Annotated in this window: 21 protein-coding genes; 12 read left to right on the forward strand and 9 right to left on the reverse strand. The window is 64.3% G+C overall.

From position 1 onward, the window contains the following. The first annotated feature begins 136 nt into the window (after positions 1-136). The 7 genes from AC13EK_RS16925 to AC13EK_RS16955 all read left to right on the forward strand — a co-directional run bounded on the left by AC13EK_RS16925 (position 137) and on the right by AC13EK_RS16955 (position 11,046). Complete coding sequence (locus AC13EK_RS16925) at positions 137-1,981, forward strand: ABC-three component system protein (protein WP_069335784.1); 1,845 nt, start codon at positions 137-139, stop codon at positions 1,979-1,981. Next, positions 1,978-2,574 carry a hypothetical protein gene (locus AC13EK_RS16930; protein WP_069335785.1) on the forward strand — a complete coding sequence of 199 codons (597 nt, stop codon included), beginning with the start codon at positions 1,978-1,980 and terminating at the stop codon, positions 2,572-2,574. Before AC13EK_RS16925 ends, AC13EK_RS16930 begins: the two co-directional genes overlap by 4 nt. Beyond that, the gene (locus AC13EK_RS16935; protein WP_069335786.1) at positions 2,571-5,438 is read left to right on the forward strand and encodes an AAA family ATPase; all 2,868 of its coding nucleotides are present in this window, start codon (positions 2,571-2,573) and stop codon (positions 5,436-5,438) included. Before AC13EK_RS16930 ends, AC13EK_RS16935 begins: the two co-directional genes overlap by 4 nt. A 161-nt stretch (positions 5,439-5,599) precedes the next feature. Then, positions 5,600-6,682, forward strand: a complete 1,083-nt coding sequence (locus AC13EK_RS16940; RefSeq protein ID WP_170828623.1) for a phosphomethylpyrimidine synthase ThiC — start codon at positions 5,600-5,602, stop codon at positions 6,680-6,682. Between the two features lie 2 nt (positions 6,683-6,684). After that, positions 6,685-7,998 (forward strand): hypothetical protein, encoded by a 1,314-nt coding sequence (locus AC13EK_RS16945; RefSeq protein WP_069335788.1) that lies wholly within the window; start codon positions 6,685-6,687, stop codon positions 7,996-7,998. A 351-nt stretch (positions 7,999-8,349) separates the two neighbouring features. Beyond that, positions 8,350-9,408 carry a DUF4917 family protein gene (locus AC13EK_RS16950; RefSeq protein ID WP_069335789.1) on the forward strand — a complete coding sequence of 353 codons (1,059 nt, stop codon included), beginning with the start codon at positions 8,350-8,352 and terminating at the stop codon, positions 9,406-9,408. 57 nt (positions 9,409-9,465) lie between these two features. Next, positions 9,466-11,046 carry a ComEC/Rec2 family competence protein gene (locus tag AC13EK_RS16955; RefSeq protein WP_069335790.1) on the forward strand — a complete coding sequence of 527 codons (1,581 nt, stop codon included), beginning with the start codon at positions 9,466-9,468 and terminating at the stop codon, positions 11,044-11,046. 489 nt (positions 11,047-11,535) lie between these two features. On the opposite strand, the gene AC13EK_RS16960 is transcribed toward AC13EK_RS16955, so the two are convergent. The 5 genes from AC13EK_RS16960 to AC13EK_RS16980 form a co-directional block, all read right to left on the reverse strand. Beyond that, positions 11,536-12,435 carry a hypothetical protein gene (locus tag AC13EK_RS16960; RefSeq protein WP_063142013.1) on the reverse strand — a complete coding sequence of 300 codons (900 nt, stop codon included), beginning with the start codon at positions 12,433-12,435 and terminating at the stop codon, positions 11,536-11,538. Then, positions 12,432-14,303 (reverse strand): glycosyltransferase family 2 protein, encoded by a 1,872-nt coding sequence (locus AC13EK_RS16965; protein WP_333702933.1) that lies wholly within the window; start codon positions 14,301-14,303, stop codon positions 12,432-12,434. The genes AC13EK_RS16960 and AC13EK_RS16965 overlap by 4 nt, the downstream gene beginning before the upstream one ends. Beyond that, a complete protein-coding gene (locus AC13EK_RS16970; RefSeq protein ID WP_483022284.1) occupies positions 14,303-15,892 on the reverse strand; it encodes a cellulose biosynthesis cyclic di-GMP-binding regulatory protein BcsB in 1,590 nt (529 codons plus the stop codon). Before AC13EK_RS16970 ends, AC13EK_RS16965 begins: the two co-directional genes overlap by 1 nt. Further along, complete coding sequence (locus AC13EK_RS16975) at positions 15,889-17,139, reverse strand: NAD-dependent epimerase/dehydratase family protein (RefSeq protein WP_069335589.1); 1,251 nt, start codon at positions 17,137-17,139, stop codon at positions 15,889-15,891. Before AC13EK_RS16975 ends, AC13EK_RS16970 begins: the two co-directional genes overlap by 4 nt. Positions 17,140-17,310: 171 nt before the next feature. Then, positions 17,311-17,661 (reverse strand): YciI family protein, encoded by a 351-nt coding sequence (locus tag AC13EK_RS16980; protein WP_004211056.1) that lies wholly within the window; start codon positions 17,659-17,661, stop codon positions 17,311-17,313. A 248-nt stretch (positions 17,662-17,909) separates the two neighbouring features. Between AC13EK_RS16980 and AC13EK_RS16985 the strand changes: the two genes are divergently transcribed. Next, positions 17,910-19,196: a cyclic di-GMP phosphodiesterase gene (locus tag AC13EK_RS16985; protein WP_069335588.1), complete on the forward strand. Its 1,287-nt coding sequence runs from the start codon at positions 17,910-17,912 to the stop codon at positions 19,194-19,196. Between the two features lie 19 nt (positions 19,197-19,215). Here AC13EK_RS16985 and AC13EK_RS16990 read toward each other — a convergent pair whose 3' ends face one another. Beyond that, positions 19,216-19,551, reverse strand: coding sequence for a GIY-YIG nuclease family protein (locus AC13EK_RS16990; RefSeq protein WP_069335587.1), 336 nt, complete (start codon positions 19,549-19,551; stop codon positions 19,216-19,218). Positions 19,552-19,818: 267 nt separating this feature from the next. Between AC13EK_RS16990 and AC13EK_RS16995 the strand changes: the two genes are divergently transcribed. Beyond that, positions 19,819-20,994 carry a glycoside hydrolase family 5 protein gene (locus tag AC13EK_RS16995; RefSeq protein ID WP_069335586.1) on the forward strand — a complete coding sequence of 392 codons (1,176 nt, stop codon included), beginning with the start codon at positions 19,819-19,821 and terminating at the stop codon, positions 20,992-20,994. An 8-nt stretch (positions 20,995-21,002) separates the two neighbouring features. Here the strand turns inward: AC13EK_RS16995 and AC13EK_RS17000 are convergent, their stop codons facing one another. From AC13EK_RS17000 to AC13EK_RS17010, 3 genes are read right to left on the reverse strand one after another with little or no spacing between them, the layout of a single operon-like run. Further along, a complete protein-coding gene (locus AC13EK_RS17000; protein WP_069335585.1) occupies positions 21,003-21,992 on the reverse strand; it encodes a DUF2891 domain-containing protein in 990 nt (329 codons plus the stop codon). After that, positions 21,989-22,927, reverse strand: coding sequence for a DUF979 domain-containing protein (locus AC13EK_RS17005; protein WP_069335584.1), 939 nt, complete (start codon positions 22,925-22,927; stop codon positions 21,989-21,991). Before AC13EK_RS17005 ends, AC13EK_RS17000 begins: the two co-directional genes overlap by 4 nt. After that, a complete protein-coding gene (locus tag AC13EK_RS17010; protein WP_069335583.1) occupies positions 22,924-23,610 on the reverse strand; it encodes a DUF969 domain-containing protein in 687 nt (228 codons plus the stop codon). Before AC13EK_RS17010 ends, AC13EK_RS17005 begins: the two co-directional genes overlap by 4 nt. A 253-nt stretch (positions 23,611-23,863) precedes the next feature. Between AC13EK_RS17010 and AC13EK_RS17015 the strand changes: the two genes are divergently transcribed. From AC13EK_RS17015 to AC13EK_RS17025, 3 genes are all read left to right on the forward strand, one after another. Next, entirely contained in the window at positions 23,864-24,397 is a 534-nt protein-coding gene (locus AC13EK_RS17015; RefSeq protein ID WP_069335582.1) for a hypothetical protein, read from the forward strand. Positions 24,398-24,523: 126 nt separating this feature from the next. Next, complete coding sequence (locus tag AC13EK_RS17020) at positions 24,524-24,973, forward strand: hypothetical protein (protein WP_010336998.1); 450 nt, start codon at positions 24,524-24,526, stop codon at positions 24,971-24,973. Continuing rightward, positions 24,973-25,683 carry a winged helix-turn-helix domain-containing protein gene (locus tag AC13EK_RS17025; RefSeq protein WP_004211073.1) on the forward strand — a complete coding sequence of 237 codons (711 nt, stop codon included), beginning with the start codon at positions 24,973-24,975 and terminating at the stop codon, positions 25,681-25,683. The genes AC13EK_RS17020 and AC13EK_RS17025 overlap by 1 nt, the downstream gene beginning before the upstream one ends. The last annotated feature ends 91 nt before the right edge of the window (positions 25,684-25,774 follow it).

Raw genomic sequence — 25,774 nt, forward strand, 5'->3', positions numbered from 1 at the left:
TTCAAAGCGGTCGAAAACTACGCTACGTCGGTCAACCCCTCATTATGGATCGATTACCAGGTCTTTTGCGGATGACTTCGCAACTGCCCGCGCCTAGGATGCCACGGTCTCAACATGAGCGGATATCGACGCACGCGTGCCCCAGCTCGAATTTCACTTTGCAAACGGGCATACCCGGGTCGAAGTCGATGCAACGCTGCTTTCTGCGGGGCAGCTCAATCTTTGCCTGCTTCAAATGCCTTCATCGCACGAGGCTGTCGCGACTGATGCTAGCCGTCCGAGCGCGGTCGCTGCGCTGCGTGACCTGCTCGCGGGCGGTGCCGCGCATGCGCAACCGGCCCTGCCGCAACTCGTGCCAGGGGCGGCACCGGTCCTCATCGTCGCGCCTGAATATGCTTTCGGCTCGCCGGACTGGTCAGCAATCAACGCAATGGTACGCGGCGCAGCACGACCGATCATCCTGCTCGCGGGCTTCGGCGCGACCTGGGCTCAAGCCGTGCTCGATTGGTCAGCTGCAACAGAGGACGGGAGCACCAAGCGCCATCTCAGTTGGAATCAGGATGCAAATCCGGTCAGCCCGGCGATGCGTGTCAATGGCGGCTGGTGCTGGATTCACGAACCGGAAGGTGACACGCATTGTATCGTTTATCTGAAGAATGTCCTTCAACAAGCCGTCGAAGCCGTCCAACTTCCCGACCTCCAAACCGGCGAGATCATTCTTCACCTGTCCTGCGGTGATATCGACCTGTTTCCGCTGATCTGCGCCGATCTCATTCAACCCGCCGCCCAGCATGCGGGATCTCCGCAGGCCCGCATTCGAGACGTTCTCGCGCCTATCGCCGCCGGTCGGCCGGCACTGGTTGTAGGATCGCTGCTTCAGCATGGCTTCAATGCCAACTGGGAAATTGCCGTCAACGCTCTGCTCAACACCGTGCTTGTCGGACGCCCCGCTGCGGTCGCGCTGTGCAACATCGCGCACGACCGGCCCCGGCCCGACGAGCAGGAAGACAAGTGGCGAAGTCTGACCGGTGTGTTCGCGCCCTTTGGTGAATTGCCGAAGGGACAGGCCGATCTTCCAGCGGCACGCGCACTCAATGCCCAAGGGATTGCTGGTGCCGTCGTCCGCCACACTCATGGCTGTGCAACGGCTGGAATGGTGGGTTGGTCGCCCTATGATCCGGTCAATGGCGTGTTGGTGTGGCGCGGTAACATGTATTGCCCGATCACCGCCGATGGCCTCGCCTTTCCGATAGCGCCAGCGCCCGCGGCAGCCGCCTGCGAGATCGCACGCTTCCTTCGCCGTCATCCTCCCATAAATGGTATGGCGCCGCGGCTGACGGAAGGCATTTCGATGATTAACGCGCAGCTTGGCGACGGAAATTCACCATCGCCTGACATGGTGTTGGGCGCCACGCTCGACGGCGTGACCGCGGACGCAAAGCGCAATCCCGATGCGCTGTCCGAAGCCGAAGTCACGAGCGCGCTCAAGGCCGGCCTACACGCGCTGGCGACCGTCCGGTCGATCGACGGCATCTCCTGGCAGGATACTGACGGTATGACCGGGCAGCTCCGGCTTCAGGCGCAGGAGCGCCATCTGCTGGTCTGGCGCTCTCCCAGCGAATCGCCGCTGTCGATGCAGCGGCACCTTGCGGCGTGGAAGCTGCGCGGCGGCACGCACCCCGATCTCGTCGTGCTTGGCGCGACGCCGCTTGGCGAACTCAGCGATGGGGAGATCCCCGAGGATCGCCGCGACGATATCAGCCTCGCGCCGCCCGCGGGGGCAGCGCTGGCTGCCGGCGGTTCGCTCGCGGCCACTGCCGGCGACATTACCGAGACGCGCCCCCTGCGCCGGGTCGCCGGCCTCGGCATCTCGCATGTCACGTCTGTCTATGCCGACTATGCGGAAGATGAAGACGAGGCGCGGGTGGCGGCGCTGATGGCGAGCATCGGCGCATTCTTTCAGGAGGGGCAAGGGCAATGACTGACCAGGCCGGCGGCACCGAACTCGCCAGCGCCTATGCGGCGATCGATCCGCTTTGCGTGAAGGTCGGGCTCGCGCGCGTCGAGCAGTCGCCCGAGGTCGAGGGAGCGGCGGGAGCGCCCGACGGTATCGCGCTCTGGTCTTCACCTTATTCGCGACTGCTTCTCTGGCCCTGTTCGGCCAGCGACGCCCGGACGGTCCAGACGACCGCCTCTGTTGCGCAGCGCTGGTTCGACGAGGTGCTGATCTCGGGAGAGCGCGGTATGGGCGGCCGGACGATCGACGGCTATCTCGTGCTCGCCCTTCCGGCGCCGCCGAAGGACGACGCGCGCGAAGACATTCGCAGGCTCGAGCTCTCGGCGCAGGTCTGCCGGAAACACCTCATCTGGCCGTCGCTTCCCGCCGACCCGGATCATACCGAAATCCCATGGCGCCGTGTCGCCGATATCACCGTCGTGGGATTACCCGATGCCGAGATCGTGCCCGGCGAAGAACTGCAATGGCCCGAAATCGATACCGAGGCCAAGGCGCTATGGGAGGAGCTTGACGCAATCGGCGTGTCCGCCGTCCTGCTGAAGGACGAGGCGCCATGACGCGCGGCGTGCGCCTGAATTCACTTGCGATCACCGCGTTTCGCGGGATCAGCGATCCCGTTCATTTCGATCTTAGCGCACCGCTGACGCTCGTCTTCGCCCCAAACGGGACCGGCAAGACGACGATGTGTGAGGCGGCGGAATGGCTGCTCACCGGCCAGGTAGAGCGGTTGAAGGATGGCAAGGATTTCGACGCGCAGGTCCTGCGATCGAAGTTCGCGGCTGCCGATCAGGCTGCATCGGTCGAAGCGAATATGTTCGTGGCCGGCGTTCAACGCTTTCTCGCGCGGCAAGCCGAAGGAGCGCACTCACCAGCCGTTTCCGGTCCCACCCGTGACGACACGGCACGGCCTGGCCCGCACGAACTCCTATCGCTGCTCGCGCCGGCTGCGGCGGCCGACGAAGCCCATCACCTGACCGCCATCAATTTGCGCCAGCGCTGGCTGAAGGGAACGCGCTTTTTGAGCGCCGAGGCGCTTGCCGCGCTGGTCGATACGGACGAGGAGACAATCGACCGGCGCACCCAGGTCTTCGCTGACCTACTCGGCATCCGGCACCTTCTTGATGCAGAACGTCAGTGCGAAAAATATGCGGGTGAGCTCCGATCGCGGCTGCGGGCCTTGAAGCAGCTGACCGAGCAGCAGGAGACCGAGGCGCGTGATCTTACCGCGGTATTGGCGGCTGGACCTAACGAGGCCCCCGCGCGGACAATCTCCGCGCGATCCGAAGCGGCCGCGGCGGCCACGCTCCTCGACGAGGACGGCGATGAGATCGGCGATGACGTCTCGCTCGACAATCGGCTCGAGGCGCTGACGGCTACCCACCGGCGCCAGCGCCACGCCTTCGATGCTCGCAGCGCGGCAGCGCAGCGCGTCGAAGCCCAGTGGAGCGCGCGCACGTCGCTGGTTGCTGCGGTCAGTGAGAACAGCGCCCTTGAAGGTCAGCTCGCTGCCGAACTCGCCCAGATCGAGGAGCGTGGACGGGCCGCTGCCGCCGCGCTCACCGAACGCACGTCTGAACGCGAGGTCGCCGATGAGGACGCGCGTAAGCTCGCCGGCGCGAAGGATCGCCTGACTCATCTCGGCGCCGTTCTGCTCGCCACCCTGCTCGACGCGGGTCTGCTCACCGGAGCGCCCCAATCGCTCGCATCCTTGTCGCAAGCCTTGGCCGAAGCGCGCTGGACCGACGCGGCGCGCGAGGCGCGACGCCAAGACCTCACAGCGCTCAAAGCGTCGCTGGAGCAGTCCGCTAGCGCCGTCGAGCGGCTCCGCCTGATCGTTGCTGACATCGCGCGCCGCGCGCCCGAGCGTGTTTCCGAAGAGGCTCTGGCGGTCTTGCGCAGCGATGCAGCCGATGCCGACGCTAGGGCGCGCACAGCCCGAACCGCACTCGATGCGACCGCCGAGCCGGTGTCGCGGCTGCAGGAGGCCGCGCGAGATCTCCTCGCACATGATCATAGCGGCACCAGTCAGTGCCCAGCCTGCGCTCATGACTGGGGTAACGCGGCGGAGTTGCGCGCGGCGATCGCTAAAGCCTTGAAGGCGGCTCCGGCGATCGCGGCAAGCGCGCGCGCCGGCGCGGATGCCGCGTCAGAAGCCGCGCGCGGGGCGCGAACCCGTCTCGACACGGCCTTGTCGGTCGAAGCTGCCATCGCCGCGCTCGAAAAGGAACGTGCCGCCCTCATGGCTGCCGCCGAGCAACGCGGTCGCGACATCGCTCGACTTGGCCTCCCAGCTGATCGCACGCTCGAGGAGATCGCTTCAGCTCAAGCGCGTCTCGACGTGGCCGACACCCTCGCGGAACTGATCGCTGCGCGCGACGGCCTCTTGCCGGCACTGCCGGGCGGTCCGGCGCCGCTCCTGCCGCCGGACACGGCTGTCTCCGGACTGCTCGTACAGCTCGAGGCCAGCTTCGCCGCGCGCGAACAGGTTGTGCAACTCCGTCTGGCGGAACTCGCCAAGGTGATCGAGACCGCGACCTCCGAGCGAGACGCATTGCGCGCGACGCATGCCGGCACCCAGCAACGCCTGCGCGAATGCCGTGAGACGCTGCGGGACAAGGGTGCTGAACTTGCCGGACTTCGCGGCTCGTGGGTCGACGCTGCGCCGGACGTGGCATGGTCCGATGTGGCACTGGCAGAGCTGAAACAGCAGCTTGCGACCGAGGCGAACCGCCTCCAGCGCGCGGAGGCGCATATTGAGGCGGCGCGCACGGCTTGGGCGGCGGAGTCGCGTCGCGAGCGTCTCGATGCGTTACAGAAAGCGATCGCGCCCGCGCTTGAACGCCAACAGCGCATGATGGACCGGATCGCAGCCGCCAATCGCGCTCGCGCAATATTCCAGGAGGCCTATGCGACGACCAGCCGCAAGCAGGTTCAGGACCTGAGCCGCGTCGTCAATCCGCTCTTCGCACGCATGCACGCCAATCGCGTGTGCGATCGCATCAACCTTGGCGAGGACAGCGCCTTCCTGCACTGGCTCGCCGATGCCGGCGGCGAGCAGCTCGATCCCGGCAAGGATTTCAGCCAAGGGCAGCGGCAAGACCTCGCGCTTGCCCTGTTCCTCGCACGCGCCCGCAGCCTGGGCGGTACTTTCTTCCTCGACGAGCCCGTGATCCATCTCGACGATCTTAATCGGGTCGGCTTGCTCGACATCCTGCGCGCGACCGTGCTGGAGAACAGCAAGTCGCTCAATCTTGTCATCACGACATCGAGCCGGGCGCTGGCCCGCCATCTCATCGAGAAATTCTCCGGTGTAGGTCCGATCGAGACACCATCCGGCCTCTCGGATCCGCTGCGCGTGATCGAACTCGACGGCAATGGCCGCAGCGGAGTTGCTCTTCAGACGATCTACCCCCTCGGTTGATACCGGGTGGATTCCTATCCTGTTCCCTTCACATCGCGAGAGATGAAGGTACGGTGATTGTCCAGCTAGGCGAGGATGATTGTTTTGGCCAAGGTCGAGGCCTGCCGTGATAAGTACCGGCGGTTTCTTTCGTATTCGAGACCAAGATTTACATGCACTGCGTGGATTACAATTCGCCCAATCGTCTTCGTGCTGGCTCGGCGGTGCCCGTTCGAGTCAATCTGAGTTTCGGACTCGAGATGCTGGAAGCCGCTGGACGCGAGGCAGCCAAAGTCGAGCGCTTGCTGACCGCCGAGACGCGACCCGACCTGATGATGGATTTGAGCGTTGAGCGTGCTGACCGCGAGCCTTGGCAGGTGGCTCGCGAGTTATTCGACGGGCCGATCGGTCTGTTACCGCATTACCTCATGTTCTCACCGAGCGAGGGGCTCGATCCGGCAAACTTGCTCGCGCGGATCGAGGCTGTGTTCAAGCTCGGCATCAACTTCATAACGGTCCATTGTACGCCGACTTTGGGTCTGTTCGAACAAGCGAAACGCGAGCGGCTGACGCCGATCACGAGTCGTGGCGGGGGTATCGTGGTGCGTGACATGTTAATCAATGGGCGTTCGCGCAGCCTGTTTGCTCAAATCTTCGACGATATTTGCGCAATCGCCGCTCAATACGGCGGTGTCATCAACCTTGGGACAGCGTTCAGAGCAGCTTCGGTGGCTGATGGGTTAGATGCGGTCGTGCGCGAGGAAATCGCGATCCAAGCGCAGTTCATTCACAAGGCGCGAGAACTGGGCGTGCAAGTAGTGCTGGAAGGCCCGGGACACATCCGGCTCTCTGAGCTCGGTGATTATTGGGAGATGATCGCGCCTTTGGATGTGACGCCGATGCCGCTGGGGCCTATCGTTAGTGACCGGTTTTCCGGCATGGATCATGTGGCGAGCGCGATTGGCGCGGCGAGGTTAATGAGTCTGAGCCGCGGAGGCATCATCAATGCGGTTACCGCAGTTGAACATTTGGGTGGCGTTCCCAATCTGCGCCAGATGGAAGAGGGGTTGCGCGCGGCGCAAGTTGCTGCGCAGGCGGCCTCACTCGATTTTGATGGGACGGCGTTCGAGGCAGAGGCAGAGGTGAGCCGACGTAGAGCAAGTTTGGAGAGCTGCGTCCTTCATAGTCAAGATGCAGGCTGCAGCCGCTGCCAGCGACTGTGCCCTTTGATTTCGGCGTCTTATAGCCGCGTGGTACCGAATTAGCGATGTTCACCAGTAACATGGACGCGCCGATCTATCTCGGCACCGCCGACAATGTCCTCCAGTCTGATCCGAAGCGCGCTGAGGAACGACTGACCTTTGAGCACAACGTACTGACGCTGCTAGGCCACCGGGTCTTGGTGGGGACGCCTTTCGTTTGGCAGTCGCGCGCGACGCTAGCGCTGGTCGCCCGTAATCAGCCGCTCTTGGAGCGCGATCTTCCTGGCCTTCGCCTAACTAGCCGCGAGGCGGTCGCCACCGCGGGCGACTATTTTGCTCAACGCGCCTCCGACACGCGGCTGTTCGATCGGTTGCAATTGCGCCCTGAAAGCCCTTTCTTGCTCGAGCAGCCGGAGGCAACTCCGCTTGATTGGCGCAATTTGATTGGTCCTGATGTCAAAGTAGTGCCGCGTATCGCGAGCGTCGAACAACGGTTTCGCGCGCTCGTTGCGAGCGATGCCGAGCCGGGCAACGATGTGCGCAGTCTTCGCGATCTGTCATGGACGGCGTTCGGAGCACAATTCAGCAATGCTGGGCGCGGACGGACCGAATATAATATGAGCGCGCTGACCGAACGCAGTTTGAACGGACATTTCAGCCGGGCGGTGGTTGAGGACGAGTATCTTCGGCGCGGCGCCGACCCTAAGCTGCTGTCGGCGACGCTGGCGCGGACCAATGCGCTCTATCAGCTCGCTGCGGCGGAAGCGCACGGCGCCTATCTGTTCACCAGCAGCAGCATTGCCCGACGCATGCCCGGCGAGCACGAGCAGCCGGTGCTCGAGCCTTGGACGGTCAGTCCGGCGAACCCATACCTGTTCGCACATGTTCTGGCCTGCGTTGGGATCAAGCCGCGTTCGTGGGCACGGCTGGACCCCTTTCAGCTAACGAGGCTGGTGGCCACGTCGAACCCATTTCTGAGCTTCATCGTCAGGTATCGCAACGTCGTACTGCAGCGCACGATGGATTGGCAGTACAACGGCCTGGTTCCGCATTTTGATGACGCCGTGGCTATCTTTCAGAACGACTTGCTCTTTGGGGAGAGATGGCGTTCGCTCGAGATTATCGCGCGGCTCGGCCGAATGAAAACCGCACCTTACGTAATGGGCGCGGTGGGCACAGCTGTTCTGCTTCCAGCGGCATATGGAGTGGGAGCGCTCGGCTATCCACTTGCCGTGGGTTCGGCCTGGGCGACCGGCAAAGCAATCAAAGACGCTGCCAAGTTTGCGGCAGACCTACGCGATGATATTTCATTTTTCGACACTCTGCGAATGCGATCTGAATTGCGCCGCTTCGCGAGTGAATTCGGCCTCACCGACTAAAGGTCTCTGACTGAGTTGTCCAAACGAAGGTTCGCTTCGTCGACTGTCGACCAAAGCCGGTCGTTCGCTGCTCTAGTTTTGAACGACAGCTTCAGACGCAACATGCCATTCGTCCAGCGCGACGCCACCTGTATCGCGGGTCGGCACTTCCACCAACATGTCTCCTGGGAAAATAGCTGGACGGTCCATGCTCGGGCTCAGCTTTGGACAGCGTATATCAGCCTGAGTTTCGCTAGTTAGCATAAAGTAAACAGGCTCGATTGAGGGGCACAATCGCGTTAGACCGCTGCCGACTGTTGAGACTGGGAGACGGCCGGGCGTGGAACCTGCAACTCTAGGGAGTGAGGATACTTGATAACGTTCGACGAGGCGATCGCGGATAGTGAGCAGTTCAGCAAGCGGCACCTGCTGCTGGGCAACGGCTTTAGCATCGCGTGCCGGGCCGACATCTTCCACTATGGGTCACTATACGATCAGGCCGACTTCTCTGCGGCTCCCGAACTTGAGCAGGTGTTCGCGGCCTTGGGGACCAAGGACTTCGAGGCGGTGATCCGCACGCTGGAGAGTTCGGCGACTATCCTGCCAGCCTACGTGGCAGACGGAGGAGCGGCCCCGCAGAAGATGCTCGACCATGCCGCCATGCTGAAAGAGATCCTGGTCCAAACGATCGCGGGCAACCACCCGCATGTTCCGTCCGAGATCCCGGATGATAAGTTCGACGCTTGCCGCCGATTCCTGTCCCATTTCCTGTCGGGCGACAAGGCAGGCTGCGTCTTCACGCTGAACTACGACCTGCTGCTGTACTGGACGCTGATGCACGAGGATCCGTTCTTTGGAGCCACCGCCGACCTCGCGAAGAACGACGGCTTCGGGAACGACGAGGACGAGCCTGATGCTGAATATGTCGTGTGGCAGGGCGAAACGAACGCGCATAGCGCCAGCGTTATGTTCCTCCACGGTGCGCTGCACCTGTTCGATTCCGGCAGGGATCTGCTCAAGTACACATGGGTGCGCAAGGGTGAGCCCCTGATCGACCAGGCCCGCACTGCGCTGGCCGAAAACAAGTTCCCGCTGTTCGTGGCCGAGGGCACCAGCGCCCAGAAAAAGGCCAAGATTCGGCACAATGCCTATCTCTATCAGGGCCTGAAGCAGTTCACTGCCAATGTGACTAAGGGACCTCATTGCTGGTTCATCTTTGGTCACTCACTTGCGACGAACGACGACCATATACTCACCCGCATTGGACGCGGCAGGTTCAAAAAGCTGTATGTCGGTCTCTACGGCGATCAGTTGGACGCGTGGAATCAGGACATCATTGCGCGCGCGAACTGGCTAAAGGGCCTGCGCCACGATAAGTGGCCGCTGGAGGTCGAATTCTACGACGCCGTGACTGCTCATGTATGGGGCTGATCAGGCCGCATTTAGGAAGCGTCGCTCGGGAATTGGCTGTCTGATGGAGGATTCCGTGTGAAGGTCGACGTGACGATGTATGACGTGGGGCTCGGCAGCGCGCTGCTCCTCACCTTCTGGAGTGATCGCGACCAGGTGCACGTACTCGCCGATGGCGGCAACGCAAGCGCGGGGCCGGGAGTGGAGGACAAGCTCTTTCGGTGGCTCAAGCCGCCGGGCTTCGGTCGTCCGCGGATCGATCTGGTGATCGGCACCCACTACGACGCCGACCATCTGGACGGCATCACGATCATCCTGAAGAAGCGCCGCATCGACATTGGCCAGTTGTGGCTTCCGCCGGTGGCTGACGACGAGTCAGGCGCAGAATTCGGTCGTCTTGCGGGTGACGAGAATCTTCTAGCCAACCGCTTCCGTGGCGAGGGAGGCGACCGGGCCTATCAGCAATACGTCGCCGCGAAGGACCGGCGGCGTACGACGCTGCGCGCAATCGATACCGCGCTGGAGCGCCTCTCGCGCGGTTCGGATGGGCCCGAAGATAGGTCGGACGACGCCTTGAACATCGCGGACGGAGACCCGGTGTCGGCGGAGCGCCCCGTCGATGAATGGCGGTCGCGCTTCCAAACGGAGGTGGACCACGCGTATTCGATCGTTGGGAGACGGGGATGCGAGCACGTTCCGGACGCCGACGTAGTCCGCGAAGGGACGAGATTCGGCTACGTCCTCGCGCGCTTGGCCGATGCGGTCGAGCATGGCCGCGCTCTGCTGCGTCGCGACCTGGGCGACTGGATTTTTTCCCGCGTCGACTGGCCCGCTGGTGCGACGCGGGCGGCGCGGGCCGAACTCGCCCACATGCGCATCGCCAATGCTAAGGACGGCATCAACGCGTCCGCGCTGAAGAGCCTAGTGGATGCCCTGCCGAATCCCTGCGACATCCTCGTCGAATGCCACGGGTGCTCCGACCGCGCTCCGCGCGCCTTTGCGTGGACCGGCCGCCTCTTCGCTCCAGGTAGGTCTGGCGAAGTGACTGCGACAATCCTGTCTCCAACGGATCGTCTGATCGCCGACCGCCGCGACCGGATTCCCAAGGGCGTCGTAGCGTTCCGCGCTAAGCGTTGGGGTCATCTTGAAGGGCTAAGCGACAGCAACCAACTCAGCTACATTATCAGGTTTGATGCAGGTGGGCAGGGGATCCTGGTAACGGGGGATTCGGGATTCGATGGCTTTGCCGTCGGCAGCGACAGCGCCGCCACGTACGAGACTGCGCTCACCGACAAGCTGAAGGGGGTGTCCGTGATCCAGGCACCCCATCACGGCGGTATCAGTCGCCACTTCTACCGCGCTATCGAAAGCGCCGGATTCGCCGAGGAAACACAGAAGACGTATCTGCTGCTTTCGCACGAAGCGGACAGTCATCACCGCCCTTCGATGGCGCTGGCTGACTACATGTCGAGGCTTCCGAGCGAGCGTCCGCTCGAGCTGCTTTTCACCAACCAGCCGAAGCCGGAGCGGGTGCGAGGATATCGAGGACGCTTTGCGAGCGACGTTAACCAAACCGGGGGACAGGACGGCGACGTTCGCCTGCAATTCGATGGCCACGAATGGACGGTTGTCCGCCACACGATCAAGCCTCCTGCCTAGGCAAACGACGAGGCGGCGACTGCGCTCCATGGATCGCATGGCTGACGATTTTATGGATAGCGTATCTCGGATATGGTCAGCTGCGACATTGTCGGCTCGGATGCCTTAATGGTTCACGTCGGTCGCTTGCGATAGCGTCGCTAGTTCGCCTCGAGCGTTTGAAAGCTGCTAGAGCACAAAGGGCCAGACCTTCCCGTTCAGGAACGGGCGAGCCTATGACGTTGAACGTCGGGTTTTGGTAGGATCGGAAGTTCGAGCTGCCCAGCCGGATTGGCCGATTTGTCCCAAAAGTTAGCCATTCCAGCGCATGCCAACCGATAAGCCAGGGAAGGCTTTCGGGATTCTGGATCCTGACACCGTATGGTAGCCACTCCGGCGCAAAGCGGCACTCAATCCAATAGAGATACGGAAATTTCCCAATGATTTGAGTGCCCATCGCTTTCATGTCGGGTGCACCATTTTCCTGCCTGTTAGACTGGCGCGCCGTGGCTAATGGAAGCGGATGCCGATGCGGCCGACGAAACCGCTATAGTCGCGGGTGGGGACGTTGGAATCATTGCTGGCATAGCCGGCCTCGCCGAACAGGTTGATCCGCCGGGTCAGCGCCTGTTCGACGCCGCCGGTCAGGCGCAATTGCGTATCCTCCCGCTTGAAAGGGTAAGCGTTGGAAAAGGCCGCCTTGTAGTTGCGATGAACCAGATAGAGCCGGCCATAAACTTCCAGTCCCTCGCGCAGCGGCGTGCGGGCGATCAGCATCGTGCCATAGCCATTATAGCTGAAGCGGTTGGCCTGCGCATTGGCGTGCAGGCCCAATAGCGATCCCATGATGCGGGTCTGCCCGCCGCCCGGCCGCCAGAGATGGCGCAGTTCGCCCAGCCACTCGCTCTGGTCATAGCCCTGGAAGCGCTGTTCGCTCTGGTTGCGATAGCCGTAACGCAGGCGCACCGTGCTGGTGTGGGCAGGATTGTGGCGGTGGATGAGTTGCACATCCATGCGCGCACGATCGAACACCCGGCCATCATCGCCCAGCACATATTCATAGCTGGGCTGGAAGCGCAGCCTGGTCCGTCCCCTGGCCGCCAGTGGCCAGTCGATCTGCGCGCCGACGGTCAGCGGATAGCGATTATAATCGGCTTCCGACGGATAGATGTGGGCGCCCGCGGACGCGCGCAGGATCGCCGGGCCGGCATCATAGGCCAGGCCCACTTCGCCGGTGAACAGCGACTTGATCCGATCCTGATCGGGACTGTTGTCGACCACGTCGGGTGGCACCACGTCGAGCCCGTAGGAGAGTTCACCCTCGACCGACAGGTCGCCCGGCTTTGCCCAGCCGGCCTGAGGCATGGCGGCGAGGCCCAGCAGGGCGGCGGGAATGACGATCTGTTTCATGAGACCTCCGGCGATGAAGGGGGGGATGGCGGGGGAAGTGGATCGGGCGGCGGGCTTTGCGGCCAGGGGTCGCGCCCGATCTGGATGCGCGTGGACATCGACGTGATCGGGATGGTGAGCGCGGATTCGAGCGTGTACCAGGCGCGCAGCGCGCGGAAGAAGATATAGGGGGGCAGCGCCAGCAGGGCGCGGGGGCGGTTATTCGCCAGGATCGCGATCGCCGCGGCAACCAGGGGGGATCCGACCAGCACGGCGACGATCGCCTGCCAATGGGGCAAGGCGATCGATCTCGACGTGATGAACAGTTCAAGCAGGCCGAAGATGACGAGCGGGATCATCATCGCCCGGCGCGCGGTGTTCATCAGCATATAGGGTAGCACCAGCTTGCCGCGGATGCTGAAGTCCGGGGCGCTGATGAGCGAATGGGCGCGCGCGCTGACATGATAGACCGACCGGAACCAGCGCAGCCGCTGTTCGCGCAGGTGAGCGAAACTGGTCGGCACTTCGGACACATAGCTGACCCGATGATCGACCAGCGTGCGATAGCCCAGTTCGGCGATCCGCAGCGAGATGTCGGTATCCTCGCCATTCATGCCGGAGGCGAACTGGCCGACCCGGCGCAGCGCGTCCGCCCGATAGATGACGAACATGCCGGGAATGCCGACCAGCCCGGCCATGACGCTGAGCGCGGGCGAATAATAGCCATGCTTGACGATCACCTCGACCAGGCGCCCGGCATCGAAGATCGCGCCGCCTGGCGGCAAGGGCACGCCGCCGACCGCGCCAGCATCGGGATCGGCGAAATTCTGCATTGCCAGTGTCAGATTGTCCTCGCCCACCAGCGTGTCGGCGTCGATCCGCACGATGAACGGATGGCGCGCATGCAGCACGCCTTCGTTCAGGGCATGGGCCTTGCCGGGCGTCGCGACATGCACGACCCGCCCCTTGAGCGCGGAGCAGGCATCGATCACGGCGCGGGCGATGTCCGCCGTGCCATCGACCGAGCCATTGTCCATCACGATCAGTTCGACCTCCGCACCATAATGGGCGGCGGCGCGGTCGATATGCTGGATCGTCTGGCCGATCACATATTGTTCGTTGAAGGCGGGCACGATGACGCTGACCGGGGCGGCGAAGTCGGGGCGCGACAGGCGATAGCGCTCGGCGACGGCAACGATGTAGAGCTGGGCAAAGGTCAGCAGCACGAACAGGATGACGCCCGGACCGATGCCGCCGAGCAGGCTGATGTCGCGCATCTCCTCGAACAGCAGGATCGGTTGCTGTGCCGCCCAGATGGCGATGATCGCCGCGATCGTGCCGGCAATGGCGAGGCGGTAGAGGGCGCGCCCCTTGGGCTGAGGGCCGCGCAGCACCGGCACCGGGGCAGGCATGGTGCCGCGCCGGATGATGACGAAGGCGAAGACCGCCATGCCCGCAAGGCCCGCCATGATCTGGATCGCGGCCAGCGAAAAGGGGGTGCCGACATAGGCGAACAGCGCCACGCTGCCCAGGTCAAGGATGGTGCAGAGCGCCATGTAGCGCAGGCACAGGTCGAGGCAGAGCAGGATGCGCGCCCGCACCGATCCCGCTGCATAGAGCGAGAAGGAGATGAAATAGGAATAGATGAAGGTCCGGATCGAGATCGCGCTGAAGCCCAGATAGGGGCCGAACACATAATCATGGGTGCGGAAGAAGCGGTCGAGAAAACCCAGTTCGAACAGCCATAGCTGGAACAGGGCGATGGTCGTGAAGGTCAGCAGCAGGGCGGGTGCGCGCAACATCGATACCGGGCGGGCCAGCCCGCCGGCGAAACTGTCCGTCGACTGGAAATTGGCCTGGGTCCGGTCATAATCCGGGGGCGGCGGCATCAGGGGGCAGGGGCTGTTGCGCGCAGCGGGGTGGTCGCCGGCGTGGCGGGCGGCGGGACGGGAACCGGGCGATGGACCGTCACCAGCAGAGCCACGGCTGCCCTGGCCGCCGATGCACCACGCGCGAAGGGTTCCACCATGACGCCTTCGCGCCGGTCATCGGGAAAGTGGACCAGCCATTGCCGTCCGGCGGGGCGGACCCGTGCCAGCGCGCCGGCAATGTCGCCAGTCAGCACCTCGATCGTGGTGCCCGGCCTTTGGGTGCCGAAGGCAAGGGCGCTGGGCCGCATCTGACCCAGCAACTGGGCTGTGGCCTGTCCCTGCGGTGCGGTCAGTGCGCCGGCCTTCAAGGCGACCGGGCGATTGGCGGCAAGCAGGCCCCGCAACTGGACGATCGCCGGCACAAGCCGTTCGCCGCCGCCCCGCAAGATGGTTTCCGGCAGCATTTCCGCGGCGATCAGACGGCGCGCGCCGCACCGCATCTCTCCCCGCTCATGCGCGGTCAGGGTGATTTCCAACTGGTTGCGATCCAGATGATCGGCGGTCGGCAGCGCGATCGAATGGCTGAAGCGCTGATCCTCATCGGTCAGGGTGTGGGTGAAGAGCAGATGATCGTTGAGCGTCACGAACAGCGCGGTGCGGGTTTCGGCAATCGGCCCGAGCAGCAGGCGCAGGTCGAGCGCGGACGGCAGTTCGCCATTGGGCAATTGCCCGACATCATAGCGATAGCGCCAGGTGGTTTCCCGATCGAAACGGCGAGCGCCGCCATTCTCGATCGTGCTGACCAGGCTGACCGGATAGCGCAGCGCCTGCGTCCGGCCGGGACGGATGGCTGCGCCCTTGTCGATGTCGGTCAGCGCCTGGGCGGCATAGCCGCTTTCGCCAAAATAGATGCCATAGCCTTTCTCGCTCAGCCGCGCGGCGGCGAGCAGGGTGGCGAGATCCGCCGCCTTGTCATCCTCGTCCCATTTGACCGGGATCAGGTCGCCCCACAAGGCGAGCCGGTCGCGGGTGGTGGACGGCGCCTTGTCCAGTTTGAGGTGCAGGCCGCTTTCCGGCAGGATCGTGACGACGGCGGCCAGCGCTTCATTGGGCGTGCATTCGGCCATCGGGCCACGCCCGACCAGCGCCAGTTTGACCTCCAGTTGGCCCGAGGCCAGTTCGGCGGGGGTCAGTTCGATCTTGGCGCGCCGTTTGAAGCGCCCCTGGTTCAGCACGACGTCGGCGCGCTTGACCCCGTTGATGCTGATCCGCAGCGCCCCTTCGGCATCGGGCACGGCGTCGGTCGCGAAGGCGATATTATAGGTGCCGCTGAGCGGCCGGCTATCGGTCGGCAGGCGGAAGAGCTTGCTGGCATAGGCCGGAAAGCCGGACAGGATCAGGGGATTGTCCGGGTGCGACTGCGCCACGAACACGTCGCGTCCATCGACATCGATGAAGGGGATGGAGCCGCGCTGATAATCCTCGAACAGAGGGTCGCCCATTCGGACGTTGCGGCCCATGATCGTGTCGAACAGGCCGCTCTGGCCGATCGCGATGAGCAGGCCGATGAACAGCAGCGCCTGAAGGCAGATGACCCATAATCTCATCGGCCCGCTCCCGCCACGCCGGGCAGGACGGGGCGGATCGTCTCGATCGGCCCCGCCCGGTCGAGCGCCGCCTGCTGCTCCCGCGTCCAGGCCGTGCGCGCCGGGATGTGGCGCTGGTCGACGCGGTCGGCATAACGGGCGGAAATTTCCAGCGTCTCGGCCAGCAGGCCGTCGGTCAGCAGGATCGGGTCGAGGCCCAGCGCGCGGAAGGTGGCGTTGCTGACGTCGAGGTCATTTTCTGCCGCTTCCTTGCGGGGGTTGGGCAGATATTCGATCGCCGCGCCGGTCAGGTCGGATACCAGCCGGGCTAGGTCGCGCACGCGCAGGCTTTCGGCGATCTGGTTGATGATCTTGACGCGGTCGCCGCGCTCCGGCGGATGGGCAACGGCGAGCGCAATGCAGCGCACCGTGTCCTGGATATTGAGGAAAGCGCGGGTCTGGCCGCCGGTGCCATGGACGGTCAGCGGATGGCCAAGCGCCGCCTGCACCAGAAAGCGGTTGAGCACGGTGCCATATTCGCCCTCATAATCGAACCGGTTGAGGAGCGCGGGGTGGCGCCGGGTCTCCGCCGTTTGGGTGCCCCAGACGATGCCCTGGTGCAGGTCGGTGATGCGCAGCCGGTCATTCTGGGCATAGAATTGGAACAGCAACTGATCGATCGACTTGGTCATGTGATAGACGCTGCCCGGCCGGGTCGGATACAGGATTTCCCAGTCATGCGGGGCACCAGCATCGTCGTGGATCTGGACGGTCAGATAGCCTTCGGGGATTTCGAAGCCGGCACCGCCATAGCCATAGACGCCCATGGTGCCGAGATGGACGAGATGCGCGTCGAGGTCGCAGGCGACCAGCGCGGTCAGGACATTGTGGGTGCCGCCGACATTGTTGTTGACGGTATAGCGCTTCTCGGTCGGCCCGCGCATCGAATAGGGGGCGGCGCGCTGTTCGGCGAAATGGACGATCACGTCGGGGCGCTCCTCCGCCAGCAGGGCAAGGAGGCGGGCATAATCCTGGGCGACGTCGAGATAATGGAAGCGGATGGTCCGCCCGCTGACCTGGTGCCAGGCATCCAGCCGCTGGTCGACCATGGCGATCGGCGTCAGGCTGTGGACGCCCAGTTCCGCGTCGATCCGGCGACGCGAAAGATTGTCGATGATGACGACCTCATGGCCCAGTTCGGACAGATGCAACGCTGTCGGCCAGCCGCAAAAGCCGTCGCCGCCGAGCACGAAAATCTTTTTCGCCACACGATCTCCTGTCCCTGGCGCGCGCCGCACCGGAAATGTGCGGGGCGGCCGGCAATCGAGAAGAAGGGAGGTCGGATGATTCCGCTTCGTCGGCCCAAGAGCTATCGGGGTAAATACCGAGTGCCGGGAAAAACGGCAGCAGATCAATGCAATGCAAGGATATGAGGGGCGCTAGGCCCATTCGTGGAACGGCCTGATCTCGATTTCACTGGGGCCGGGCATGGGGTTGGGGCAGCGTTTCACCCAGGCGACGGCTTCGTCCATGTCGGCCACTTCCCATAGCCAGAAGCCCGCGACCAGTTCGCCGACCTGGGGAAAGGGGCCATCGATGACGCGGCGATCGGCCCCGTCGAAGGCGATGCGCTTGCCATGAGAGGAGGGGAGCAGGCCGTCGGCCATGCGCAATATGCCGGCCGCTTCCAGTTCGTCGTTGAAGCGGCCCATCGCCGCCATCATCTCCGGGTCGGGCGGGCCGCCTGCCTCGCTGTCCTGCGTTGCCTTCACCAGCACCATCACGCGCATCGATCGCCTCCCTGTCCGGACCGCAGGAGGATAAGCGAAAATGGCCGGTTGCGGTAGGCGCAGCGACATCATTGGTCGGCGCGAGGTGCCGTCTCCCGCAACCAGGAAGAGAATTGACGACTTTCAAGCAGTTGGTGCGCGTTTATGCGGTGAAACGATGCGGCCCTTTTGCTGCCGGCATCATGTGTCTTAACCTTTTGGAAAGGCACGACCTGCGAAATGAAAGCGGGGACTACGGGGCCGTATAAATGTTGAAAAAAATCCGCACCCAGGACGTGAAACTGGGGATGTTCTTGCACAAGCTGGACGGGTCGTGGTTTTCCCACCCCTTCTGGAAGCGCAAGATGCTGCTCGACGATCCCGAGCAACTGGCGGACCTGCATGCCAGCAAGGTCGAGTGGGTGACGATCGACGTGTCGCGCGGTGCGGATGTCGCCCCGGCCCAGCCGGCGCCATCCCGCGTGGTGCAGATGGCCGAGCCGCGCGAACGGGTGTTCGGCCGTGCCGGGCCGACGATCGTGCGCCGCGCCGCGCCCCAGCCGGTCGACCGTCCCTTCGATCCGCTGTCCAAGGACAAGCTGCCGATCCGCGCCGAGATGGTCCATGCCCAGCGGCTGGCGCGCAAGTCGGGTCGCACCATGCGCAAACTCTATGAGGATGTGCGGCTGGGCAAGGCGGTCAAGGCGGCCAAGCTGGAAACCATGGTCGACGAGATTTCCAGCTCCGTGCAGCGCAACCCGCACGCCTTCATGGCGATCACGCGGATGAAGAATAGCGGCGAATATCTGTATCAGCATGCGCTGTCGGTCTGCGCGCTGATGATCGGCCTTGCCCAGCAGATGCACCTGTCGCCCGACGATATCCGCAAGGCTGGCCTGGCCGGCCTGTTGATGGACATGGGCATGGCCCATGTGCCGCAGGAAGTGTGGGACAAGGACGCACCGCTGACGCCGGAGGAGTGGGACGTGGTCAAGAGCCACACCACGCTGGCGCACGAGTTCCTGACCCTGGGCGGCGAAATGCCGGCGGAAGTGCTGGACGTGTGCCTCAACCATCATGAGCGGCTGGACGGCAGCGGCTATCCCAATGGCCTTGCCGGCGAGCAGATCGGCATGTTCGCGCGCATGGCCGCGATCTGCGACAGCTATGACGCCATGACGTCCAATCGTTTGCACCGCAGTGGCGAAGACCCGTCGCGCGCCTTGCTGAAGATCGATGAGGATGGCGGCGCGCTGTTCGACGCGGAAATCTTCCAGGCGTTCCAGCGCGCGGTCGGCATCTATCCGATCGGGTCGCTGGTGCGGCTGCGATCGCACCGGCTGGCGATCGTGGTCGAGCAGAATCCGGACGATCTGACCCTGCCCAAGGTCCGTCCCTTCTATTCGCTCTCCGACCGGGCGTTCGAGAAGAGCGAGGATATTGACCTCGGCAATTGCTTCGGCGCCGACCAGATCATCACCCGCGAGACGCCCGAAGGATGGGATATGAGCGAATGGCCGGCGATGAGTGCCAAGCTGCTGGCAGTCGCAAGCTGAAACAGGGCAGGCGGCTCGGTCAGATCCGCGTCGCCTGCAACTCCTCCGCCCATTGGAGCAGGCGCTCCTTCAACCGGCGGTCGCGGCCGGCGCCGAGATCATCCGCCTTCAGCCGTTCGAGAATTTCGAAGTCGAAGCCGTCTTCGCCATGGGCATTCCAGGCGTCCTGCAGGCCGGGGTGCCGATCATGGCCCAGTCGCAGGGTGAACCAGAGCCGGTTGCGGATCGTGGCGAGATTGAGTGCGCTGCCGACCCAGCGCTGGCCCGAGGGCAGGCAGGATAGGGCATAGATGCCGCTTTCGACTTTCTGCTCCCTGTAGGCGGCGATCGCGGCCCGCTTTTCCTCTTCGGTCATGAGGCGTCCTTAATATTACCCGGATATATTGGCAAATGATATTTATCCGGGTCAAATATGCCGGCTTGATTTTGCGGTCATGGGAACGATGGTCCACCCCCGTTTCCCTTGTGAGATCGGGAGTTCTGCCTAAGGGAAAACCCATATGGCGCATTATTGGAACAGCCTGTCGGAGGCTTAACCAAATCCCGCAACCGGGTGAAGACATTGTCTAACTAGGCTAGCTAAGGGCCCGCCTCCTTTTGGGTCTGACAGGGTAGGCAATTCATGAAGAAGATGGGGGGCGGCGTTGCCGCCGCTGTGGTTGCGCTGGGCGCGACGGGTGTTCTTGCGGCCGTTACACTATCGGGGGGCGAGGCGGATGCGCCGGACGCACGGGTGATCACCATCCCGTCATCGTCCAGTTCTGCGTCAGCCGCCAGCACTGGCACCAGCGCGACGGTGCCGACCACGACGGCGGCGCAGGCCTATGCTGCGGCGGCAGCGGCCGCCGTGCCGGCGGCTACGGCGACCAGCACGGCCAAGGTTCTGCCGGGCATCAATATTTCCGGCGGCGAATTTGGCGGCGCCGGCGGCAAGCTGGGCACCAACTATATCTATCCCAGCACGGCGGAAATGCGCAGCTATGCGGCGCAGGGCTTCAAGCTGCTGCGCGTGCCATTCCGCTGGGAACGGTTGCAGCCCAATCTCTACGGCCCCTTGTCGGAGGTCGATCGCAAGGCGCTGAAGTCCGTCGTGACCCAGGCCAATGCGCTGGGCCTGACGGTGATCCTGGACATGCATAATTATGGTGCGCGTCAGGTGAAGGGCTCAGCGGCCCTGGTCGGTAGCGGCACGCTGGCGACAACGGCGCTGACCAATGCCTGGGTCAAGATCATGGAGGATTATCGGTCCAACCCCAAGGTCTGGATCGGCCTGATGAACGAGCCAAACCGGCAGACGGCGGCGCAATGGTGGGCCATTGCCGGGCAGGTGACCAAGGATATCCGCGCCCAGAAGATCAGCAACAAGCTGCTGATCCCTGGCACGGCCTGGACCGGGGCGCATAATTGGGTGAGTTCGGGCAATGCCGCGCAGGCGGTGAAATTCGTCGATCCCGGCAAGAATTACGCCTTTGAAGTGCATCAATATCTGGATGCCTGGTCGACCGGCACCACCGACAAGTGCGAGGTCAAGGCCGGCCAGCGCGTGAATGCGGCGCTGACCTGGGCCGAGAAGTACAAGGTGAAGCTGTTCTTCGGCGAGATCGCCGCGTCGGGCCAGCCGCAATGCGCGAAGGAATATCCCGATATGCTGCGCCGTCTGAAGACGTCGTCGGCGGTGCTGGGCTGGACCGCCTGGGGCGGCGGCGCCTGGTGGGCCTATGACTATATGTTCCGCCTCCAGTCGCGCACGACCACGCCGACGGCACATATGAAGCTGCTGCTCGCCAACATGCCCTGAGGCGGGGGTTACTCCAGCGCCAGCAGGGCAAAGCTGGCCAGCCAATGTTCCCCCATATAGTCGCCGGCTATATGGGGGAGCGCGGCGTCGAGATGGGCGAGGGCCGCCTGCTCGGCAATCGGCGCGATCGGCGTGTCGGCGCCCAGCGCGGCGGCGATGCCGCGCCAGCACCAGGCGCGGCTGAGGTTGAGGCCGTCGAGATGGGCGATCTTGCCGTCGCTGCGATCCGACACGGTGGCCGGGGTGAACAGGGTCGCCGGCTGGCCGGTCAGAAGATCGGGCAGGAAGGCGCCGAACCAGTCGGCAAATTCATCGCGCGACAGCAGTCGGCTCATCAGCAGCGCTTCGGTGAGGGCCGAGGAGAGAAATTCGTCGCCGCCCGGTTCCCAGGCCTGGCAGGCACGGTCCTGCCCGAACCAGACAAGGGCGCGCTCGCGGATCAGCGCCTGGAGCGCGGGATCGCGGTCCTTGGCCCAGTCATAAGCGTGGATCAGCGCGAAGCTGCTGTTGAAATGGGTGCCGACGCGCAGCGGATAGGTCATTTTCGGCAGGAAGGCGTGGAAGCGCGCGGCGAAATCGAGCGCCAGCGGTTCGATCGCGGCGGCCCAGGGGCCGTCCTGCCGGGCGAGTTCGGCATGGAGCGCGAGCAGCCAGGCCCAGCCATAGGGGCGCTCGAACCCGCCGGCGGTCGGGCGGGTGAGGAAGGCGCGCTCGCCCGCGACCTTGTCCGGCACAAGCATCGCGTCGGCGCGGGCGCGGATGGCATCGGCCTGGGCCATGGCGGGATAGAGGCGGCGCAGGCGCATCACCTGCCACCAGCCATGGACGCAGCTGTGCCAGTCATAGCTGCCATGGAAGATCGGATGATGGTCGGCCGGGATGCGCGCATCCTCCGGTCCCTGATAGGTCAGGTCCATCTTGTAGGGATATTGCCGCCCCAGATGAGAGAGGGTCAGCGCAGCGAAGCGATCGGCAATATCTTGGGTCAGTCGGGTCATCGGAAAGCCAGCCAATAGATCAGGAGGATGTTGACGCAGAGCAGGGGGAGGGCGGTGCCGACCTGGCGGCGGATCACGCCATATTCATCCTTGAGCTGCAGCAGCGCGGCGGGGAGGAGGTTGAAATTGGCGGCCATCGGGGTCAGCAATGTGCCGCAGAAGCCCGCCAGCATGCCGATTGCGCAGATGATCGCCGGATCGCCATGATAGTGGTGGATCAGTAGCGGAATGCCGATCGCGGCGGTCATCACCGGGAAGGCGGCAAAGGCATTGCCCATGACGATGGTGAAAAGCGCCATGCCCAGGCCATAGGCGATCACCGCGCCGAGCAGGCTGCCATCGGGAATGGCGAGACGGACGATGCCGCCGACGACATCGCCAACGCCGGCCAGCGCGAACACCGCGCCGAGGCTGGCCAGCATCTGCGGCAATATGCCCACCCAGCCGACCGAGTCCATCAATTGCCGCCCCTGTTGCAGGGCGACGATCGGCCGGGCGCGCAGCCAGGTGCAGCCGATGGCGAGTGCGATCAGGACGCCCAGCGCCAGCGAGATGAGGGTGGTCTGCTTGGGATCGATCCAGGCGGGGAACTCCTTGAACAGGAAGGTGCCGGCGAGCGCGGTGACGGGGATGACCAGGGCGATGGCGAACAGGCCATTGCCATGGCGGTCGGCGCGCGCCTGCCGCTCTTCCAGCGGCACGCCGCCGCAGCCTCGCCCCAGCCCCTTGAAGCCGGCAATCGCGACGAGGCCGAGGACCAGGACGCCATTGCCGATGTCGCCAATCCGATCGCCCGCCCACATGCTGAGCGCGAGCAGTGCCCAGAAGGCGGCGGTGGTGAAGCGGCGCGGGTTGCTGCGATCGGCGGCGCCGAGCAGCGCATAGCCGGCGAACACCGCGCCCATCAGCGCATAGACCCAGTGGAGGGTGATCATGCGGCGTCCTCCGCTTCCTTGGCACCCTGCGCGTTCAGCCGGCGGTCGAGCCGCCACAGGCGAAAGCCGTGGATCAGCAGCGCGGCGATCGCGGTCGGGATCGCCCAGACCGACAGCTGGAGCGGTTCGAGCAAGATGCCATATTGCTCCAGCAGGCCCTTGATCAGCAGGATCGACCCGATGGCGAGGAAGATATCCTCGCCAAAGAAGACGCCGACATTGTCGGTTGCGGCGGCCCAGGCCTTGATCTCGTCGCGCTGCTCCTCATTCAGCGCGCCGGCCTGTTTCTCGGCCGCGGCTTCGGCGATCGGCGCGACCAGCGGGCGCACGGTCTGGGCATGGCCCGCGACCGAGATCAGGCCCATGGCGGCTGAAATCTGGCGGGCGACAAGATAGAAGAGAAGGAAACGGCCGGTGGTGGCGCCGCGCATCCGGTCGATGAGGCCGCGTGCCCGTTCCTGAAGCCCATGCGCTTCGAGCAGGCCGATCACCGGCAGCACCACCCAGACGACCGAGACATAGCGCGAGTCGTTGAACGCCTTGCCAAAGGCAGCGAGGATGGTGAGCGGATCGAGCCCGGCGGCAAGGCCGGTGGCGATGGCCGAGGCCAGGATCACCAGCAGCGGATTGAAGCGCAGCACGAAGCCCGCGACGATCAGGGCGATGCCCAGCAACACCCACATTAGTCGTTCGCGTCCCGCAGTCGTCCGTCCGTCATCGTGACGGGGTAGCGGCAATGCAGGCCGCTGGCCATAGGCGGTTGAAATCCGGTGCGATGGTCGCACCGGTCGCACCGGACCGTCGGTTCGCATCTTTTCCGAAAATCCTGATGGCCAATGACATCGGCCTGACATAGTTGGAGGAGACAGGGGCGTATCAGGCGTGGACGGCCAGACCCAAAAATGGGGCGGACGTGGAATTATTCGGAGAGAGCCTTTGACCATCATAGCGATCGATTTCGAGGCGTCGTGCCTGCCCCGGCACGGACGGTCCTTCCCGATCGAAGTGGGCATAGCGGGCGGCGGCATTGCCCGCAGCTGGATCATTCGACCGCATGCAGCCTGGGCCGGCTGGGACTGGACCGCCGAAGCCGAGGCGCTGCACGGCCTGTCGCGCGCCCGGATCGAGGCGGAAGGCGAGCCGGCGGACGTGGTGCTGGCGCAACTGGCGGCGGCGGTCGCCGGCTGCCGCGTGGTCGCCGACAGCGTGATCGATCAATATTGGCTGCAGACGCTGGCCGATACGCAGGCCGTTGTGGCGCCGTTCGCGATCGATCATGTCTCATTGTTGCTGGATGAGTGGGGCGCGGACGAGCCGCGGATCGCGGCCGCCATGGCCCATGCCGATGCGCAGCATACCGCGCGGCACCGCGCCGTGGCCGATGCGCTGTGGCTTTCCGGGCTGATCGAGGCCCTGTCGGGGGCGGCGCGGCCGCTTCAGGCCAGTCCGGTGATCGCAAGGGTCGCTTGACGGCATGCTGCGACACAGCAATAATTTGTAACGTTCGGCATATTGGGGAGACATTCTCCCTGCCTAAACCCGTCGGAAGGATCCCGCTTATTGCTGGATATTGTCTGTTTCGAAGGGAAGCCACCCATGTTGCCGATCCTTGCCAGTGTCGCGGCGCTCGCCGCTTCCTCCACCCCGATCCCCACCCCGATCCACAGCGCCGAACTGACCCACGGCGCCCAGGCCTATACGGCCAGCTATCACACCGCATCGTCGGTGCGCTTCACCCAGGTCGAGCCGCGCTTCGGCAATCGCAACGCCATCCCGGTCTGCCGCTGGCAGGCCGATGTGCGCGTCGACCGCGCCGTCGCGGCCCAGGGCCAGTCGGTGCCGGCCTTCGGCAAGGCGGTCCATCGCTTCGCCCCGCTGTCGGGCAGCTATGCCGGCACCTGCGCTGCTGCCCGCAGCCAGGTGGACGCAGAGGTCGCCCGCTATGCCAGCGCCCGCAATGCCGAGGCCGTGTCGGTCGCGCAGCAGGACCGTGCCGTGCTGGTGAACGAACTGGACAGCGTACGCGCGCTGACCGTGAAGGGCTGATGAGTCCACCGCTGATACTGGTCGCCGAGACGCAGCAGGATTTGCGGCACAAGGTGCGCGAATTCCTGGAGCAGAGCGGGTTTCGCGCTCTGCCTGCGGCCTCGTCGAGCGATATATTCAGTGCCATGGACCGGATGCCGGTCGGCGCGGTCGTGCTGGATGCAGGACTGCGCGGGCCGGACGGCATGGACCTGTGCCGCGACGTGCGTGAGCGTAGCGACGTGCCGATCATCCTGGTCGGCGCCGACAGCAGCGAGGTCGACCGGGTGGTCGGCCTGGAACTGGGCGCCGACGATTACATGGCCAAACCCTATTCGACCCGCGAACTGGCGGCGCGTCTGCGCGCCGTGCTGCGGCGCGGGCGCAGCGAGCGGGCGCTGGGCCTGCGGCGTCAGACCCAGGCGCGCTTCGACGACTGGGTAGTCGATTTCGCCCGGCGCGAAGTGACCGACCCGGCCGGCGCGCTGGTCGAACTGACGGCAGCGGAATTTTCGCTGCTCGCCGTGTTGCTGGATCATGCCCAGGCGGTGATTGCCCGTGCGCGGCTGATGGAACTGGCGGGCGTGCGCGACGCGCCCTCGTCCGACCGCAGTGTCGACGTGCTGATCAGCCGGTTGCGGCGCAAGCTGTCCCATGAGGGACGGCCCGCCGCGATCGTGACTGTTCGTGGCGTCGGATACATGTTCAGCGCGGTCGTCGACCGGCGCTGACCCCCTCGAAAAGGCGCGCTGATGGCGGTTTTCCGCCATTTGGCGCGCCTGTCGGGCGCTTTGCATCCCAGACATGATTTTTAACAATTCC

The organism is Sphingobium sp. L-44, from assembly GCF_056859495.1.